This is a genomic window from Paludisphaera borealis (assembly GCF_001956985.1).
Lineage (GTDB): Bacteria > Planctomycetota > Planctomycetia > Isosphaerales > Isosphaeraceae > Paludisphaera > Paludisphaera borealis.
The window spans coordinates 4159708-4174690 of sequence record NZ_CP019082.1 but is presented as its reverse complement, the minus strand read 5'-3'; the positions used below and the strand labels follow the sequence as shown (position 1 = coordinate 4174690).

8 protein-coding genes are annotated in these 14983 nt (G+C 68.5%); 4 read left to right on the top strand and 4 right to left on the bottom strand.

The window, feature by feature from the left end; all coding sequences use genetic code 11:
* Positions 1–8: 8 nt before the first annotated feature.
* Positions 9–611: a hypothetical protein gene (locus BSF38_RS16285; RefSeq protein WP_076347334.1), complete on the bottom strand. Its 603-nt coding sequence runs from the start codon at positions 609–611 to the stop codon at positions 9–11.
* 62 nt (positions 612–673) lie between these two features.
* Entirely contained in the window at positions 674–1549 is an 876-nt protein-coding gene (larE, locus tag BSF38_RS16280) for an ATP-dependent sacrificial sulfur transferase LarE (protein WP_076347332.1), read from the bottom strand.
* A gap of 1351 nt (positions 1550–2900) precedes the next feature.
* Here larE and BSF38_RS16270 point away from each other — a divergent pair.
* Positions 2901–4658 (top strand): hypothetical protein, encoded by a 1758-nt coding sequence (locus tag BSF38_RS16270; protein ID WP_076347328.1) that lies wholly within the window; start codon positions 2901–2903, stop codon positions 4656–4658.
* Between the two features lie 222 nt (positions 4659–4880).
* On the opposite strand, the gene BSF38_RS32365 is transcribed toward BSF38_RS16270, so the two are convergent.
* The gene (locus BSF38_RS32365) at positions 4881–8780 is read right to left on the bottom strand and encodes a serine/threonine-protein kinase (RefSeq protein ID WP_076347326.1); all 3900 of its coding nucleotides are present in this window, start codon (positions 8778–8780) and stop codon (positions 4881–4883) included.
* A gap of 212 nt (positions 8781–8992) precedes the next feature.
* A complete protein-coding gene (locus BSF38_RS16260) occupies positions 8993–10630 on the bottom strand; it encodes a sister chromatid cohesion protein PDS5 (protein ID WP_076347324.1) in 1638 nt (545 codons plus the stop codon).
* A gap of 414 nt (positions 10631–11044) precedes the next feature.
* Here BSF38_RS16260 and BSF38_RS16250 point away from each other — a divergent pair, with 414 nt between their 5' ends.
* The 3 genes from BSF38_RS16250 to BSF38_RS16240 all read left to right on the top strand — a co-directional run bounded on the left by BSF38_RS16250 (position 11045) and on the right by BSF38_RS16240 (position 14961).
* Entirely contained in the window at positions 11045–12103 is a 1059-nt protein-coding gene (locus BSF38_RS16250; protein WP_168189394.1) for a prenyltransferase/squalene oxidase repeat-containing protein, read from the top strand.
* A gap of 155 nt (positions 12104–12258) precedes the next feature.
* Positions 12259–13626, top strand: a complete 1368-nt coding sequence (locus BSF38_RS16245) for a right-handed parallel beta-helix repeat-containing protein (RefSeq protein WP_076347318.1) — start codon at positions 12259–12261, stop codon at positions 13624–13626.
* Between the two features lie 261 nt (positions 13627–13887).
* Positions 13888–14961 carry a class I SAM-dependent methyltransferase gene (locus BSF38_RS16240; protein ID WP_076347316.1) on the top strand — a complete coding sequence of 358 codons (1074 nt, stop codon included), beginning with the start codon at positions 13888–13890 and terminating at the stop codon, positions 14959–14961.
* The last annotated feature ends 22 nt before the right edge of the window (positions 14962–14983 follow it).

The following is a 14983-nucleotide window of genomic DNA, read 5'->3' as shown; positions in this document are numbered from 1 at the left end:
GGCCCGCGTCAGGTCTTGGGGGTCGATTCGCCGCACGACCGGCAGACGGTGGCGCTCATGTGCAGGGGTTTACGGCACTTCGGGCAGACGCGGAGGCCCGCCTCGCGCTTGAAGGCCGGGGGGGGCGAGATCGGCGGCGTATCTCCCGTCCGGATAGGGACTTCCGTCGGTGGCTGGGGGGCCCGGGGGGGCTTCGTCGCGGCCTGCCGGCCGGCGGCGTCGGGCGAGACCCCGTGCCGCGCGGCCCAGCGGTCGAGCCGCGCCACGTCGAGCTTGTCCAGCTCGTCGGTGCGGGCCTCCGGATCGTCGGCCCTCGCCCCGTACGAGCCGCCGACGCCCGCGCCGGCCGTCCGGGCGGATTCGGGGATCGGCACCACGCGCCCGCAGTCGGGGCACTTGCCGGCCTCGACCTGGCTCGTCGCCCGCAGCTTCAGCCGCCTGCCGCACGGGCAAGGGAACCGGATGTAGCCGTCGTCCGCGGCGGCGGCCGCCGTCTGGTCCTTGGGACGGCGGATGCGGATCCGCGTCTGGCAGCGCGGGCAGACGATCCGCTCCGGACCTCCGCTGGCCACCTCGATCGTCTCACCGCATCGGCACGTCACGCGAGCCATCGGAAGGTCCCATCACACGTTGTGAAAGAGAATCGAATCGTCGTCGCCCGCGTTCGATCCGGTCAGCGCCGGGCCGTGGGGGCGACCAGGAGGCTTTCGAGCGGGATCAGGCCGTTGAGGCTTCCCGAGCGGAACCCTTCCAGATCGAGGGCAACGAACTTGAACCCGAGGTCGCGGAAGACCTTGACCAGCTCGGAGCGGACGGGCTCGGCGGCGAGTTTGGCCAGCTCGTCGAGCGGGACCTCGATCCGGGCCATGTCGTTCTTGTGGTAGCGGACCCGGAGCAGCCGCAGCCCCTGGCGGCGGAGCCAGGCCTCGGCCTCGTCGATCATCCGGACGCGTTCGGGGGTGACCGCCTCGCCATAGGCGATCCGGCTCGACAGGCAGGGGGTCGCCGGCTTGTCCCAGGTGGGCAGGCCCCAGGCCTTGGCCAGGGCCCGGACGGCGTCCTTGCCCAGCTCGCATTCCTGGAGTGGGTGCCGCACGCCGTTCTCGCCGGCGGCCCGCATCCCCGGCCGGTGCTCGCCCCGGTCGTCGGTGTTGGCCCCCGAGGCGATCACGTCGACCCCCAGCTCGCCCAGCAGACCGCTCAGCCGGCCGTACAGCTCGGACTTGCAGAAGTAGCAGCGGTCGGCGTTGTTGCGGAGATAGTTCGGGTCGGCGAACTCCTCGGTCCGGATCAGCCGATGGCGGATGCCGATCTGCTTGGCCAGGCTCTCGGCCTCTTCCAGCTCACCCTGCGCGAGACTCTCCGAAACCGCCGTCACCGCCACGGCCGCGTCGCCGAGCGCCTCGAACGCCGCGCGGGCGACGACCGTGCTGTCGATCCCCCCCGAATACGCGACCGCCACCCGGCCGTAGCCCCGGAGCGTCTGGATCAACGAATCCCGAATGCCCGCCAGCGCCGGGTCCGTGGCCGTCCAAGGGCTTGAGCTCAAAACCCACCTCCCATCCAACCTTAGGAACCCGCCGCGCGTGCTCCGCGCCGTTTACGCCACCCTCGATTGTAGGAACACCGGCCGATCCCCTCAAGCGGCCCCCCTCCCCGCCCTCCCCGATCGTCCGCCGAACCCTCCCCCGAAATTGGGTCCGTTCGCGCGGAATTCGCCCCTGCCGCGATCGTCCACGAGGTCCCGACCGTTCCCCGGAATTGGGTCCGTTCGCGCGGAATTCGCCCGCGCCGCCTCCACCGGAGCCTCCTATCCACCCCCGCGCGGCCTTCCGGACGATTGGGTCCGTTCGCGCCGAACGTCCCTGGGACGATCGCTGAGGAAACGACGCAAGCCGAATTTCGGTAATAGGTTGGCGCTGGTTGGCCGCTTCCTGGAATTGGGTTCGTTCGCGCGGTTCTTCTCACCCGCTCGACCCCTTTCTCGCCTGCCCGACCCGCCGGGCCGAAATTGGGTCCGTTCGCGCGGTTTTCGCGTGTCGCTCGATCTCGACCTCTCGACCCGCCGGGCCGAAATTGGGTCCGTTCGCGCGGTTTTCGCGTGTCGCTCGATCCCTGAAGCCGTCTTGCCAAAGAACCCCCGGCCGCTGATCCACCACAATAAGGATACGACATGCGACGCCCCGTCGAAGAAGCCCGGCGGGCCGTTTCCCCGAGGTCGGTTTCCGAAGCCGGAGAAACCGCCCGTGACGCCGTCGTGAACATAGGGGTTCGGGGGTCCAGGTCCGGATACAAGCCCGAAGCGCCAGCGAGTGCATTTCCGGTCGGCCATTCGAATCGAATCGATTCACTCGCCGGCGCTTCGGGCTGCCTAAAATTCCGGTCTGTGGTTTGCCGTAGGGGCGCCCCTTGTGGGTGCCCGATCGCCGAGCGTGAGCGGTCGGCCGGGGCCGAATACAAACCGTCATGACGCGGTGGAGACACCCGGCCTCATGAAAAAGAACTCGTGGTCGGCGGGTCCGAATACAAGCCCGAAGCGCCAGCGAGTGCATGGACCCGAACGGCCGACCGGAAATGCACTCGCTGGCGCTTCGGGCTTGTATTTCGCCCCCCGATCGTCCCACGGGCTATTTTCATGGCAGCCCGAAGCGCCAGCGAGTGAATTCCCCGCTGGCCGACCGGAAATGCACTCGCTGGCGCTTCGGGCTTGTATTCGGAGGCCGCCCGCGTGAGTTCTCGTCAGCTCATTTTCAGGAGACCGACTCCAGCGGTCGTCGGGTGCTTGCAGCCATTGATGGCCTCCGATAGAGTGACGGACGCTTCGGGAACGGCGGCTCGCGCGGACGAGAGTCCCGGGGTGAAGCCGGCCGCCTCCCCTCCCCGTAACGGAGTGATCTTCAATGCTTGCACAGTTGGCGATGTGTTTTCTCGTCTCGGCGTTGGGGCAGGCCCCGGCGGAGGCCTCGGCGGCCTGGTTGAAGGCCGTTCCGGGCGACGTCGACCTGGTGATTCGCGGCCGAGGCGTCGAGCCGGTCTCCCGCGAACTGGTCGACATGATCAAGGCCATGAGCCCCCGAGCGGCCCAGGCGGCGGTCCCCGCGATCTCGCAGTCTCTCGACCGGTTTCGGAAGCTGGGGGGCGGGGTTATCGGCGACGTCCCCTGGGTCGGTCTGAGCCGCTTGGTCCCGGCCGTCGGCCCCAGCGGCCCCCCGTTCGCGGCCCTGGTGCTGAACGACGACTACGACGGCGTGGTCAAGGCGACGAACAACGGCGCGGCGCCCGCCCTCAGGCCCCAGGAGGGCGGTTTCGACGAGTTCGACAGCCCCCAGGGCCGCGGACCGTGGTACGCCTTCAAGGGGGCCGGCTTCGTGGCGATCGGCCAGGACAAGGAGCTGATCGCTGCGATCGCCAAGCCGAAGGGGAAGACGCTCGACGCGGTCCTGACCCCCGCGCTGGCCAAGCCGTTCTTCGCCGGGGACGTCGGCGTCTTCGTCAACGCCTCGCAGCTCTCGACCCGCTACGCCGATCAGATCGCGCAGGGGCGGCAGGCGTTCATGGGAGCCCTCGATCAGGCCGGTCAGAAGTCGCCGAACGGACCGTCGATGGACGCGATCAAAGACCTGTACGGCGGCCTCTTCGACGCGATCAAGGACGCCGACGCCCTGACCTTGAGCCTCGACTTCGCCCCCGCCGGCCTGAAGCTCTCCGGCCAGCTCGAACTGAAGCCGGGGGCCGACTCCGCGAAGGGGAACGCCGCGGCTCAGGTCGGCCCGGTGGACCTGGGGAAGCTCGCTCCAGGCGCTGCGTTTTACATGTACATGAACATGCAGGCGTCGACGGTCGAGAAAATGCAGAACATGAGCCTGCGGATGATCAGTCCGGGGGGGAAGTTCGGCCCCGAGATGACTCGCGCCTTGGAGCAGTTCCATGCGCTGGGGCGGATCGAGACGCTCTCTTCCGTGTCGTTCGAGCACGGCATGCGCGCGTTCAACGTCATCAACGCGACCGATCCCAAGGTGTACGTCGCGGCGACCGAGGCGATGCTCTCGGCCATGAAGAACTCGGACAGTCCGCTGAACTTCTACAAGGAAGTCAAGATCGAGCGCGACGCCCAGAATTACCAGGGCGTGAGCTACACCCACGTCGTCGCGGTTTTCGACGACGAGAAGCTCGCCAAGTTCGGGGCGGCGGGCGGCGGCGGCGGCGCTGCAAGCCTCAAGGCGATATTCGGCGGCGATTCGTTCAGCTACTGGATCGGCGCCGACGGCAAGCGCGTGCTCCAGATCACGGCGCCGACGTGGGACGAAGCCAAGGTCCAGATTGATCAGTTCCTGAAAGCGGACGCGCCCGTCGGCACCCTGCCCTCCTTCCAGGTGGTGCGATCGGCGCTGGCCGATCGGGCCAGCTTCATGATGATTCTGAGCGCCCAGGGCTTCGTTCGGATGATCGCGGCGCAACTGGCCGCGACGTTGAACAAGCCCGAGCTGAAAGACCTTCTCAATCTCCCCAAGGAGCCGGCCTTCCTCGGCTTCTCCTCGACCCCCACGGCGCCGAGCGGGTACGAGTTCCACTTGTCCCTCCCCAGCTCCGTGGGGCCCGTCTTCGAGAACGGGCTGATCCCGGTCTTCCAGGGCATGCAAGGGAACGTCAAACAGTAGCCACCCGCTCGGTGGGAGTTCCGACCGCCGGCCTCGCCGTCGCGGGGCCGGCGAGCCGTCGGAACGATGGCCCTTGGAATGCAGGCGGGCCAGGGCCGAATTCCCTTCTCCCCTCGCGAGGGGAGAAGGCATGCTCGTGACAGTCTGTTTTGATCGCTACATGCAACCCAATGGCAAACCGCGCTGATTCACTCGCCGGCGCTTCGGGGTCGTATTGCGACTTCACTTCCGCAGGTCGACCAGGTCGCCGAGGAGGGTCTGGAATTCGGAGCGGTCGAGGAGTTCCTTGAAGGCGGGCTCGGTTTTGAGCTGGTCGTTGAGCTTGGGGTCGGCGTCGATGGCTTCGCGGAGCATCAGAACGACGCTGCCGAGGCACTTGCGCTCCAGGTCGTCGCGGCGGGACGGGTCGAGCTTGGCGTCTTTGTGCATCCGGGTCGCGGCGCGGGCGAGGGTCTTGGCGGCGGCGAAGTAGCCGACGCCGGGCGCGACGGCGGTTCGGGGCATTTCGAGCGCGGCCTTGCGGACGTCGTCGTAGGCGGCGAGGGTCAGGTCGACGTCGGCGAGCGCTTCGAGGTGGCTCAACATCATCTCGCGATAGGTGGGGACCTTGCCGTCGGTGAGCTTGACCGCCTCGCGCTGGTGGGCGGCGGCCGATTCGAGGGCTCTTTTGGCGTCGGCCGGTTTGCCGAGCTTCGCCAGCAGCTTGCCTTGTTGTTCGAGGAAATAGCCGAGGTAGAACTGCTCCAGGTACTCGCCGGGAGCGTCGGTCGCGAGCTGGGTCATGCGGTCGACGGCTGTCTGGAAGGAGGCCGCGGCCTCGTCGCGGGCGCCCTTGGCTTCGAGCGTCTCGGCGAGGGTCTCCTGGGCGATGGCGAGCGATCGGACGTCGTCGCGGGCCGGCGGCTTGCGGTCGGCGAGCGCCTGGGAGATGGCGATCGCCTGGCGGATCGGCGCCTCGGCGGTCGGCTTGTCGGCGGCCCGGCGGACGCTGCCGAGGTTGCTCAGCAGGATCGACTTCTCGCGGAGCGCCTCGGTCGAGAGCGCGGGCGTCTGCTTGACGTCGAGGGCGGCGAGCCCCTGCTGGAACAGCCCTTCGGCCGGTTCGTACTTCTCGGCCTGGACCATCAGGCCGCCGAGGCCGTCGAGGCAGCGGGCGAGTTCGAGCTGGTAGACGGCGTTGTCGGGATACCGCGCGGCGAGCCGCTGGATCAGGTCGAGCGACTTGCGGTAGGCGTCCTCCCCGCCGGGGCGTCCCGAGGCTTCGAGCGCGGCGCCGAGGCGGCGGAGGTAGATCGCCTGCAGCTCGCGGTGGCGGGGGACGTCGGGAAGCTCGTCGACGAGCGTCTGGTTAAGGTCGCGGGCCTTCTCGATCAACGGGACGGCCTTGTCGAATCGCGCCTGGCCGACGTACAGGTAGCCGAGGTTGAAGTGGCACTTGGCCAGGTCGAACCGGACCTGGCGGTCGTCGGGCGACTGCTTGGCGAGGCTCGCGTTGATCTCGACGCCGCTCTTGAGGATCGGCTCGGCCTCGCGGGTCTTGCCCAGGTCGGCCAGCACGCCGCCGTAATTGGTGCAGGCGCCGGCGAGGTAGACCTTGTACTCGGGACGGTCCGGGAAGTCCTGCGCCAGCCGGTCGGTCTCCTTGTACGCCCTGCCCCAGAGCGCGGCGGCCTCGTCGAGCCGGCCGTCTTCATACGCGAGCCGGCCGAGGTCGTTGCAGGCGTGGTAAAGCGCCTCGCGATAGCGCGGGATCGTCGGGAACTCGACGACCAGCGCGCTGATCAGCTCGTGCGACCGTCGCAAGGCGGCCTCGGCCTCGCCGCGCTCGCCCAGCTCGCGGTGGAGCCGGCCGCGATAGTCCTCGGCCTGGGCCAGGTCGTTGCGGACCTCGGCCGATTTGGGGTCGACCTTCAAGGCCGCGTCCAGCTCGGCGACGGCTTCGAGGTAGTCGCGCTTGGCGGCGGGGAGGTCGCCCAGGCGGCGGAGGAGCTGGCCCTCGTTGCGGAGGGCGCGGGCGAACAGGAACCGGTCCTCGACCGTCGTGGCGGCGCCGTCGGCCAGGGGCCGCAGCAGGTTCTGGGCTTCCTTGTACAACGGCCTGGCGCCGTCGAACCGGTCGGTCCGGAACAAGAGCTGGGCGAGTTTGGTCTGGTTCGCGGCGAGGGCGCGTCGGGCTTCGGCGGGGGCGTTCGGGGGGGCGGCGAGCGGGGCGAGCCGCGCGAGGCCGTTGCGATAGGCCTTCTCGGCCTCGGCGAGCCGGCCGAATTTGAACTCGATGTCGCCCATTCGCTGGTAGGTCCGGCCGTGTTCGAGCTGGGCCGCCGGGTCGTTCGCGGCGCGCTGGGTGAATTTCTCGAAGTAGGCCAGGGTCTTCTTGAGGAACTCTTCCTGGATCGGGTCGAGCCGGTCTTCGAGCCAGCTCTCGCCGACTTTCGTGTACATATCGTCGATCGTCTGGCGGGCGACGACTTCCTGGGTCCGGGTGTTGTTCCGCTCCTGCGTGACGACGGCCGTGCTCAGGCCGAGCGCGAGGGTCGCGGTGACGAGCAGCGCCGAGGCGGCGGCGACCGCCGTGCGATGCCGCCGCGCCCACCGCGCGGCTTTCACGGTCCAGGGGTCTTCGTAGGCGGTGACGGGCTCGTCGGCCAGGTGCCGCTGGACTTCGCGGGCGAGCTCGCCGGCCGATTCGTAGCGGTCGGCCCGCGACTTGGAGAGGGCCTTCAGGCAGACGGCTTCGAGGTCGGCGGTGATCCGGGTGTTGATCCGGCGCGGGGGCGTGGGGGCGTCCTGGCGGACCATCCGGAGGACTTCGTTGGTCTTCTTGGCCGTGAACGGCGGCTGGCCGGTGAGGACCTCGTAAAGGATCGCCCCCAGACCGTAGACGTCGGTACGGAAGTCGACCAGGTCGTGTCGCCCCTCGGCCTGTTCAGGGGCCATGTAGGCCGGGGTGCCGAGGAGCTGCCCCTGGATCGTCCCCTCCGGCCCCGCCCCCGATTCGCGCTTCGACGGCTTGTCCTTCGACGTCGAACCCGGCTTCGGCTTCGGCTTGTGATTCGAGTCGTCCTCGGGAGGAAGCGTCGTCTCGTCGTCGGAGAGGCCGCCGCCGGGGGCGATGGTGGCCGCGACCGTCGCGTCGCCGGCAAGGTGGCGGCGATCGTCGTCCGCGTCGTCCGCGATGGTCGGCCCGACCGCCGCGGCCAGATGCTCGGCGATCCGGCCGGCGAGGCCCGGTTCGAGGTCGGTTTCGGCGGGTTCGTCCGCCGCGCCGACGACCCGCTTGGCCAGGCCCCAGTCGAGGACGATCACCTCGCCGAAGTCGCCCAGGACGACGTTCTGGCCCTTGAGGTCGCGGTGGATGATCCCCCGGGAATGGGCGTAGGCCACGGCGTTGCAGACCGCCGTGAACGACGTCAGCAGGTTGACCAGGCCGAGGTGGTCGGCGGTCCCCTTGGCGCGCTCCTTGTGGTAGTTGCGGGTCGCCTCGCTGAGGGTCCGGCCCTTGACGAACCGCATCGTGTAATAGGGCGCGTTCCCCTCGCCCATCTCGTAGACCGGGACGATCCCCGGGTGTTCGAGCTGCGCCGTGATCTTCGCCTCGTAGAGGAACCGCGACCAGACGACCGAGTTGTCCGCCTGCTCCGGCCGCAGCTCCTTGAGCGCGATCTCGCGCCCGAGCGCGGCGTCGCGCGCCTTCCAGACCTGGCCCATGCCCCCCTTGGCGTGCAAGTGGGTGAGCGTGTAGCGGTCGCGATTGTCGTACTCGTCGTCGAGCTTGCCGATGGACGAGATCAGGACGTGGCCGGCCGGCGCCTGGAACGCCTCGGTCGCGCCGTCGTCGAGCGCCGGGACGGCCCCGCGGAGGGCGTCGAGCGACCGGCCGTCGATCGTCGCGGCGATCGTCGCCTGGACGTCCCCCTTGTGCTCTTCGACCCGGTCGTCGGCGAGCCGCTCCAGCTCGGTCCGCTGCTCGATCGTCACCAGCCCCTGATCCACGAGCCGGTCGCCGACGCCCGCCGCGCGGCTCGCTTCAAGCCCCGCGCAGGTCTCGGCGAGCTGATCGGCGTCGATGGCCCCGGCTTGAAACGCGAGCAGCCCGAGCAAGAGATCGCGCTCTGCGTCCATGATCGATCACCTCGTCGTTGAACCCGAACCGCCCTGCCCGGAATCGGCCGAAACAATATGTGAGCGACCCATTCTAAACCAAATCCATGCAGCCGGGGAAGCATCATTTCGGGGAATTCGACAGGGCGTGAATGCCGGCCTCTTGGGATTACGGGCGACGACTCCGGAGTATTACACGCCGCCCCGAAGCTCGATCAGGCCCTGGGGGTGATTCACGGCGCCTGCTCGTTCTCGATGTCGCTCAGCGCCCTTGCCGCGGCCCTTCTGACTTCGGCTCTGGGATCGTCTTTCAGGGCGCGGATGCGGGGGACGGCCTCCGCGGCGCTGGGGCCGAAACGGCCGAGCGCGTCGAGGGCCCGGATCTGGGAAACCCAGACCTTGGACTGGAGGCCGGGCAGCAGGGCCGCGACGGCCTGGCCCGCCGACGGCGTCCCCGGCGCGATCTTGGTGAGCGCGAGGACGACCGACGCCTCGTGATCGAACCTGTCGTCCAGGGGGTGGTCGTTGACGAGCTTGACGAGGGCGGGGACGGCCTCCTCGGCGGCCGTTCCGAAATCGCTCAGGGCATAGGCCGCCCAGCCGTGTCTGCTTGGAGGGCCGGAACGCGTGAACGCGATCAAGCCCGCGACGACCTCCTTCGCCTCCGCCGTCCCGGGCGCGATCCGGCCCAGCGCCCGAGCGGCCTCGCAAGCCGGCTCGGCGGCCCAGGGGCCGCCCCCGAACAAAGCCACCTTGGCGTCGTGCGGCTCGTTCAAGACGCGGAGCAAGTCCGGGACGGCCGCAACGGCGTCGGTCGAGAATGCGCTCAGGATCGAGGCAGCCTGGCTCCGGACGGTCGCGTCCGTGCTTCTCAGACTCGCGATCAAAACCGGGACGACGGCCAACGTGACGGCGGGCGGCTTGAAGGTAAAACTCAAGGTCCTCAAGCACTCGACGCGCACGTTGGAATCGGGGTCGTGCGCGGCGAGTCGCAGCAAGATGGGGACCCAGGGGTCCAGCCCAATGCGGAATTTGGACAAGCCGGAGACGACCGCCGCGCGATTCTCGGCCGATTCATCCTCCAAAGCCTCGGCCAAGGCCGAGGGCGGCACGCTTCCCCAAGGGTGCGAAATCATGGATTTGATCGCCGAGAGACGGACCCCGGCGTCGCGATCGCCGAGCAACTCGACCAGCGCGTCCATGACGGTCGCGCGATCGATCGGCGGAGCCGCGATTCCCGGCGACGCGAGGTCCACCAGGCCGATCGCCGCCGCCGACCGTACACCTGGCGCCGGGTCGTTCAAGCACTGGATCAGGGCCGCCGCCGAGGCGCGGATGGTCTCGGTTTCTCCGCCGGAGTCCGAGTTCGCCAAGCTGGTGCCGATCGAAGCCAGGGCCTTGGTCGCCGCGACGCGAACCGCCGGATCGCGGTCCTTCAAGCACCGGATCAACGCCGCCGCCGCCGCTTGCCAGACCTCGCCGCCCGAGCACGACCCCGACTCGCCGAAGCAAATCCAGCTCAGGGCCCCGGCCGCCGCGATCCGGACTTCGGCGTTCGAATCCTCAAGCGCCGTGACAAGCGGAGGGACTGAGACCGAGGCGACGCCTGCATGGAGACGCTCCAACTGCTGAATCCCGGTCACACGTTCGGCCGGTTTGCCGGACCGGATCATGCCGATCGACCGTTCCTGAAATGATCGGGCTTCGAGGAGCCCCGGATCGGAGTTCTCCGCCAGATGCCGCCAGGCCCAGAGGATCGCCCCGCAGCACGCGACGAGGACCATCAGCGCCCGCACCCCCGTCAGGCCCCGGCGAACCCCCTTCGGCCCGCCGATCGCGGGATTCAACGAGCCGTCGCTGTTCGTACTCATGGCCTATCCCCGATTTCTCGGCCTCGGGCGGTAGCGGCGCGAGGGCGCACCAGGCGATCCCGGTATGGAGCGAATGCTCCGGAAAACCATCAGAGTTTCTCAAAACAGTCTCAATTCCACCAGCCGACGGCGTGTCAATCGGCGCCGACGTCGTCATTGGCGCCTGGCCTGCCCTGGCCGGCGAGCATGGAAGCCCGAAGCGCCAGCGAGTGAATGGTTCCGACGGCCCAACGCCGATTCACTCGCTGGCGCTTCGGGCTTCCATTCGGAGGGTGCTCGCGGCATGACGATTCGATCCGAAGGCCGGGCGCTTCGTGGGCACGCTCATCGAATCGATGGCGATCCCGCCGCCGTCGCTGTAAAATCGACACGTGTTTCGCCGCCGATCATTGTTCCTTGCGGGAGGATCGATCCATGGCTCGCGCATCCTGGATGGCGGCGTTCTCACTGGGGCTTTGGCTTTCACAACCGACCCTCGCCGACGAGCCGGCCTCGATTCCCCCGGCAAAGCCGAAACAGGTCGAGCAGGCGGTCGAGCGCGCCATCGGATATTTGCAGACCGAAAGCGCCGCCTGGTTGAACACGCGCAAATGCGCCGCCTGCCATCACGCGCCGATGCCGCTCTGGGCGCTGAGCGAGGCCGAACAGCAGGGGTACGCGATCGATAAGAAATTCCTGGCGGATACGACCGAGTCGTTGCTGGGCAGTAAGGACAAGTTGATGGCCTCGAAGATCTTCTCCAACCCGGCCGATCCGCCCGACCCGCGTCCGCAGGGGCGAGGGCTGAACATGGGGCTGCCGTTCCTGGCCGTCGCCGCGCAGGCGTCGCCCTCGCTGAGCGAGGGACAAAAACAAAGCCTGAAGCTGATCGCGGACGAGATCGTCAAGAAGCAGCAACCGGACGGTTCGTGGGAGTTCTTCGCCACCCTCAGGCGACCGCCGATCAACGAGAGCCAGACCACCGACGCCGCCTGGATCATCATGGCGCTCGAGGGGGAGGCGGGACCCGACGCGCCGGAATCGCGGCGCGAGGCGCTGTCGAGGGCGATCGCCTGGCTCGACGCCGCAAAGCCCTCCGACCTCCATCAAGACAAGGTCATGAAGGTGCTGATGGGGGCTCGCTCCGGAAAGCCGCGAGCGGCGATGCAAACCACGATCGACGAGCTGCTCGCCCTGCAACGCGCCGACGGCGGCTGGAGCCAGACCGTCCCCGAATTCAAGAGCGACGCCTTCGCCACCGGCCAGACCTTGTACGTCTTGTCGCTCGCCGGTTACACGGCCGAACGGCCCGAAATCAAGCGAGGGATCGACTTCCTGGTCGCCTCGCAAGCGTCGGACGGCAGTTGGCCGATGATTTCCCGGTCGACCCCCGACGGCTCGCCCGGGAGTTCGAAACTCCTGACGCCGATCACCTGCGCCGCCAGCTCGTGGGCCGCGCTCGGCCTGGCGCGACTCGCGCCGAAACGGCCATGAGGCGGGCCCGAACGAGCCGGCGACGTCGGAAGTTCTTTCCCGCGCGGAGTCTTTGCGGTGCGACCGCCACGGGAGTAGACTGAGGCCGCCGGAGTCGAGACGGATCGGTTCGAGCCATAATTGACACCGAACGAGCAAGCTGAGGGAGCCCACCCATGTCGAGGTTTTCGACGTTGACACGCGGGCGGCGTTGCGTCGCGTCCGCTCTGGCCCTGGTGCTGTCGTGGCTCGGTCAAGCGGCGATCGCCGACGACCACGCCCCCAGGCCCGACGAGCGGCAACTGCCGACCGCGATGCATTCGGATATGAGCAACCGTCCCACAGTGACGGTCGGCCGCGCCGGTTGCGATCTCAACGGCGCCGACGACCGGGCGCTCCAGGCGGCGGTGGATTACGTCGCGGGCCTCGGCGGCGGGATCGTCGAGATCGGCGAGGGGGAATTTCTGATGCGCGACTCGCTCCACCTGAGGTCGCACGTCATGGTACGCGGGCGCAAGGGGAAGACGATCCTCCGCAAGGCCGACGGAACGACCTCCGCGCTGGCGATCGACGGCGACTACGGCGAGCAGCAGATCACGGTCGCCGACCCGAAGGGCTTCGCCGTGGGCGGCGGCGTCGCGGTCTGGGACGACAACGCCGGCGGCTTCCACACCACCGTCGCCCGGATCACGGGCTCCCGGGGGAACACGTTCTCGATCGACGCGCCGCTCGGGGCCGACTGCATGGTCGCCGACCATGCGAAGGCCGCCACGGTGTTCCCGGTCGTCAGCGGGTCGCACGTCGAGGGGGCGGTCGTCGAAAACCTCGTCGTCGAGGGATCGAAGGCGACCAACCCGCCGCTCAACGGCTGTCGAGGGGCCGGGATCTATTTCTATCGTGGCTTCGGCGCCGTCATCCGGGGCTGCGTCGTGCGCGGGTACAACGGCGACGGGATCAGCTTCCAGCAGTCGAACGACGTGACGGTCGCCGATTGCGTGAGCGAGGACAACGCCGACCTCGGCTTCCACCCCGGCAGCGGCTCGCAGCGCCCCGTCGTGCGCGACAACGTCGCGCGGAACAACGGGACCGACGGCCTGTTCCTCTGCTGGCGCGTCCGGCACGGTCTGTTCGAGGGTAACCGCCTGGAGGGCAACGGCCGGTTCGGGATCTCGATCGGCCACAAGGATTCGGACAACCTGCTGCGCCGCAATCACGTCGCCCGCAACGGCCAGAACGGCGTCTTCTTCCGCGACGAGACGAGCGGCATGGCCCCCCACCGTAACCGTCTCGAAGACAACGTCATCGAGGACAACGGCCGGAAGCCGGGCACCGCCGGCATCCGCGTGCGCGGCGAGGCCGCCAGCCTCGTCTTCGAAGGCAACCAGATCCGCGACACCCGCGCCGGCGCGGAGCGGACGCAGACCGTCGGCATCCAGGTCGAGCCCCGCGTCGGCCCGGTCACGATCGAGAAGAACCACATCGAGGCCGACACCGACCTGGACGACCGCCGCCCCGCCGTGGCGCAATCGCCGGCGCCGAAGTGAGCCTGGTCAGGACGTCGATCGAGCGGGAACGCGATCATGGATCTGATCCAAACCATCATGACGCCGAGGGGCCCCCGGCGTCATGATGGTTTGGATTTCGCGTTCCGATTGTTCCGATGGTGAAAATGGCAAATGAGTTGAAACGAGAAGAATGAATCGTTAACGTGTGGATGATATGCATGGTCGAATGCGCGGGCGATTCGTGGGGGCCCTCGCCATGGATATCCGGGGGAGGTCGAACGACCACTCAGGAGTGAGCATATGGGCGTTTCGCTGGAGCAAGAACGCGTGGACGCATTCGGCCGGAAAATGGTCGAGGCCCTCAACCACGCGGGGCTCGCCCTGATGGCCTCGATGGGTCATCGCACCGGGTTGTTCGACGTCATGTCCCGGCTGCCTGCGGCGACCAGCGAGCGGATCGCGTCGGAGGCGGTCCTGAGCGAGCGCTACGTGCGCGAGTGGCTGGGCGCGATGGCGACGGGGGGCGTCGTCGAGTACCGCGAGGGGGACGGGACGTACCGACTGCCGCCGGAGCACGCCGCGTGGCTGACGCGGGAGTCGAGCCCGAACAACGTGGCGGCGGCGATGCAGTTCGTCGCCGTGCTCGGCTACGTCGAGGACCAGGTGGTCGAGGCGTTCCGACACGGCCGGGGCGTGCCGTATTCCGCGTACCACCGGTTCCACGAGGTGATGGCCGAGGAGAGCGCCCAGACGGTCGTGGCGGCCCTGGCCGAGCAGATCCTGCCGCTGGTCCCCGGCCTCGTCGATCGGCTGGCCGGGGGGATCGACGTCCTGGACGTGGGCTGCGGCAGCGGCCGGGCGGTCAATGAACTGGCGGCGAACTTCCCCAAAAGCCGGTTCGCGGGCTACGACTTCGCGGAGGAAGCCATCGTCGCGGCCAGGCGCGAGGCGGAGCGGCGCGGGCTGTCGAACGCCCGGTTCGAGGTGAGGGACGTCGCGGAGATGGGGGAGTCGGCGGCGTATGACTTGATCACCGCCTTCGACGCCATCCACGACCAGGCCCGGCCGGACGCGGTCCTGCGGAACATCGCCGAGGCGCTGCGGCCGGGCGGCACGTTCCTCATGCAGGACATCTCGGGGTCGAGCCACGTCCACACCGACTTGGCCCACCCCTTGGGGCCGTTCCTCTATACCATCTCCTGCATGCACTGCATGTCGGTCTCGCTCGCGTGCGGCGGCCCGGGCCTCGGCGCGATGTGGGGCAAGGAGAAGGCGCTGCAGATGTTGCGCGAGGCCGGCTTCGGACCGGCTCGCGTCGAGCGCCTGCCGCACGACCCGATGAATTACTTCTACATCGCCGCGCCGGACTCGTGATCGGCCGCATCCGGGCGTCATC

Excerpts from the sequence above, each read along its gene's own strand:
- BSF38_RS16240 (WP_076347316.1), top strand. The coding sequence starts at position 13,888 with ATGGGCGTTTCGCTGGAGCAAGAACGCGTGGACGCATTCGGCCGGAAA.
- BSF38_RS16260 (WP_076347324.1), bottom strand. The coding sequence starts at position 10,630 with ATGAGTACGAACAGCGACGGCTCGTTGAATCCCGCGATCGGCGGGCCG.
- BSF38_RS32365 (WP_076347326.1), bottom strand. The coding sequence starts at position 8,780 with ATGGACGCAGAGCGCGATCTCTTGCTCGGGCTGCTCGCGTTTCAAGCC.
- BSF38_RS16285 (WP_076347334.1), bottom strand. The coding sequence starts at position 611 with ATGGCTCGCGTGACGTGCCGATGCGGTGAGACGATCGAGGTGGCCAGC.
- BSF38_RS16245 (WP_076347318.1), top strand. The coding sequence starts at position 12,259 with ATGTCGAGGTTTTCGACGTTGACACGCGGGCGGCGTTGCGTCGCGTCC.
- BSF38_RS16250 (WP_168189394.1), top strand. The coding sequence starts at position 11,045 with ATGGCTCGCGCATCCTGGATGGCGGCGTTCTCACTGGGGCTTTGGCTT.
- BSF38_RS16270 (WP_076347328.1), top strand. The coding sequence starts at position 2,901 with ATGCTTGCACAGTTGGCGATGTGTTTTCTCGTCTCGGCGTTGGGGCAG.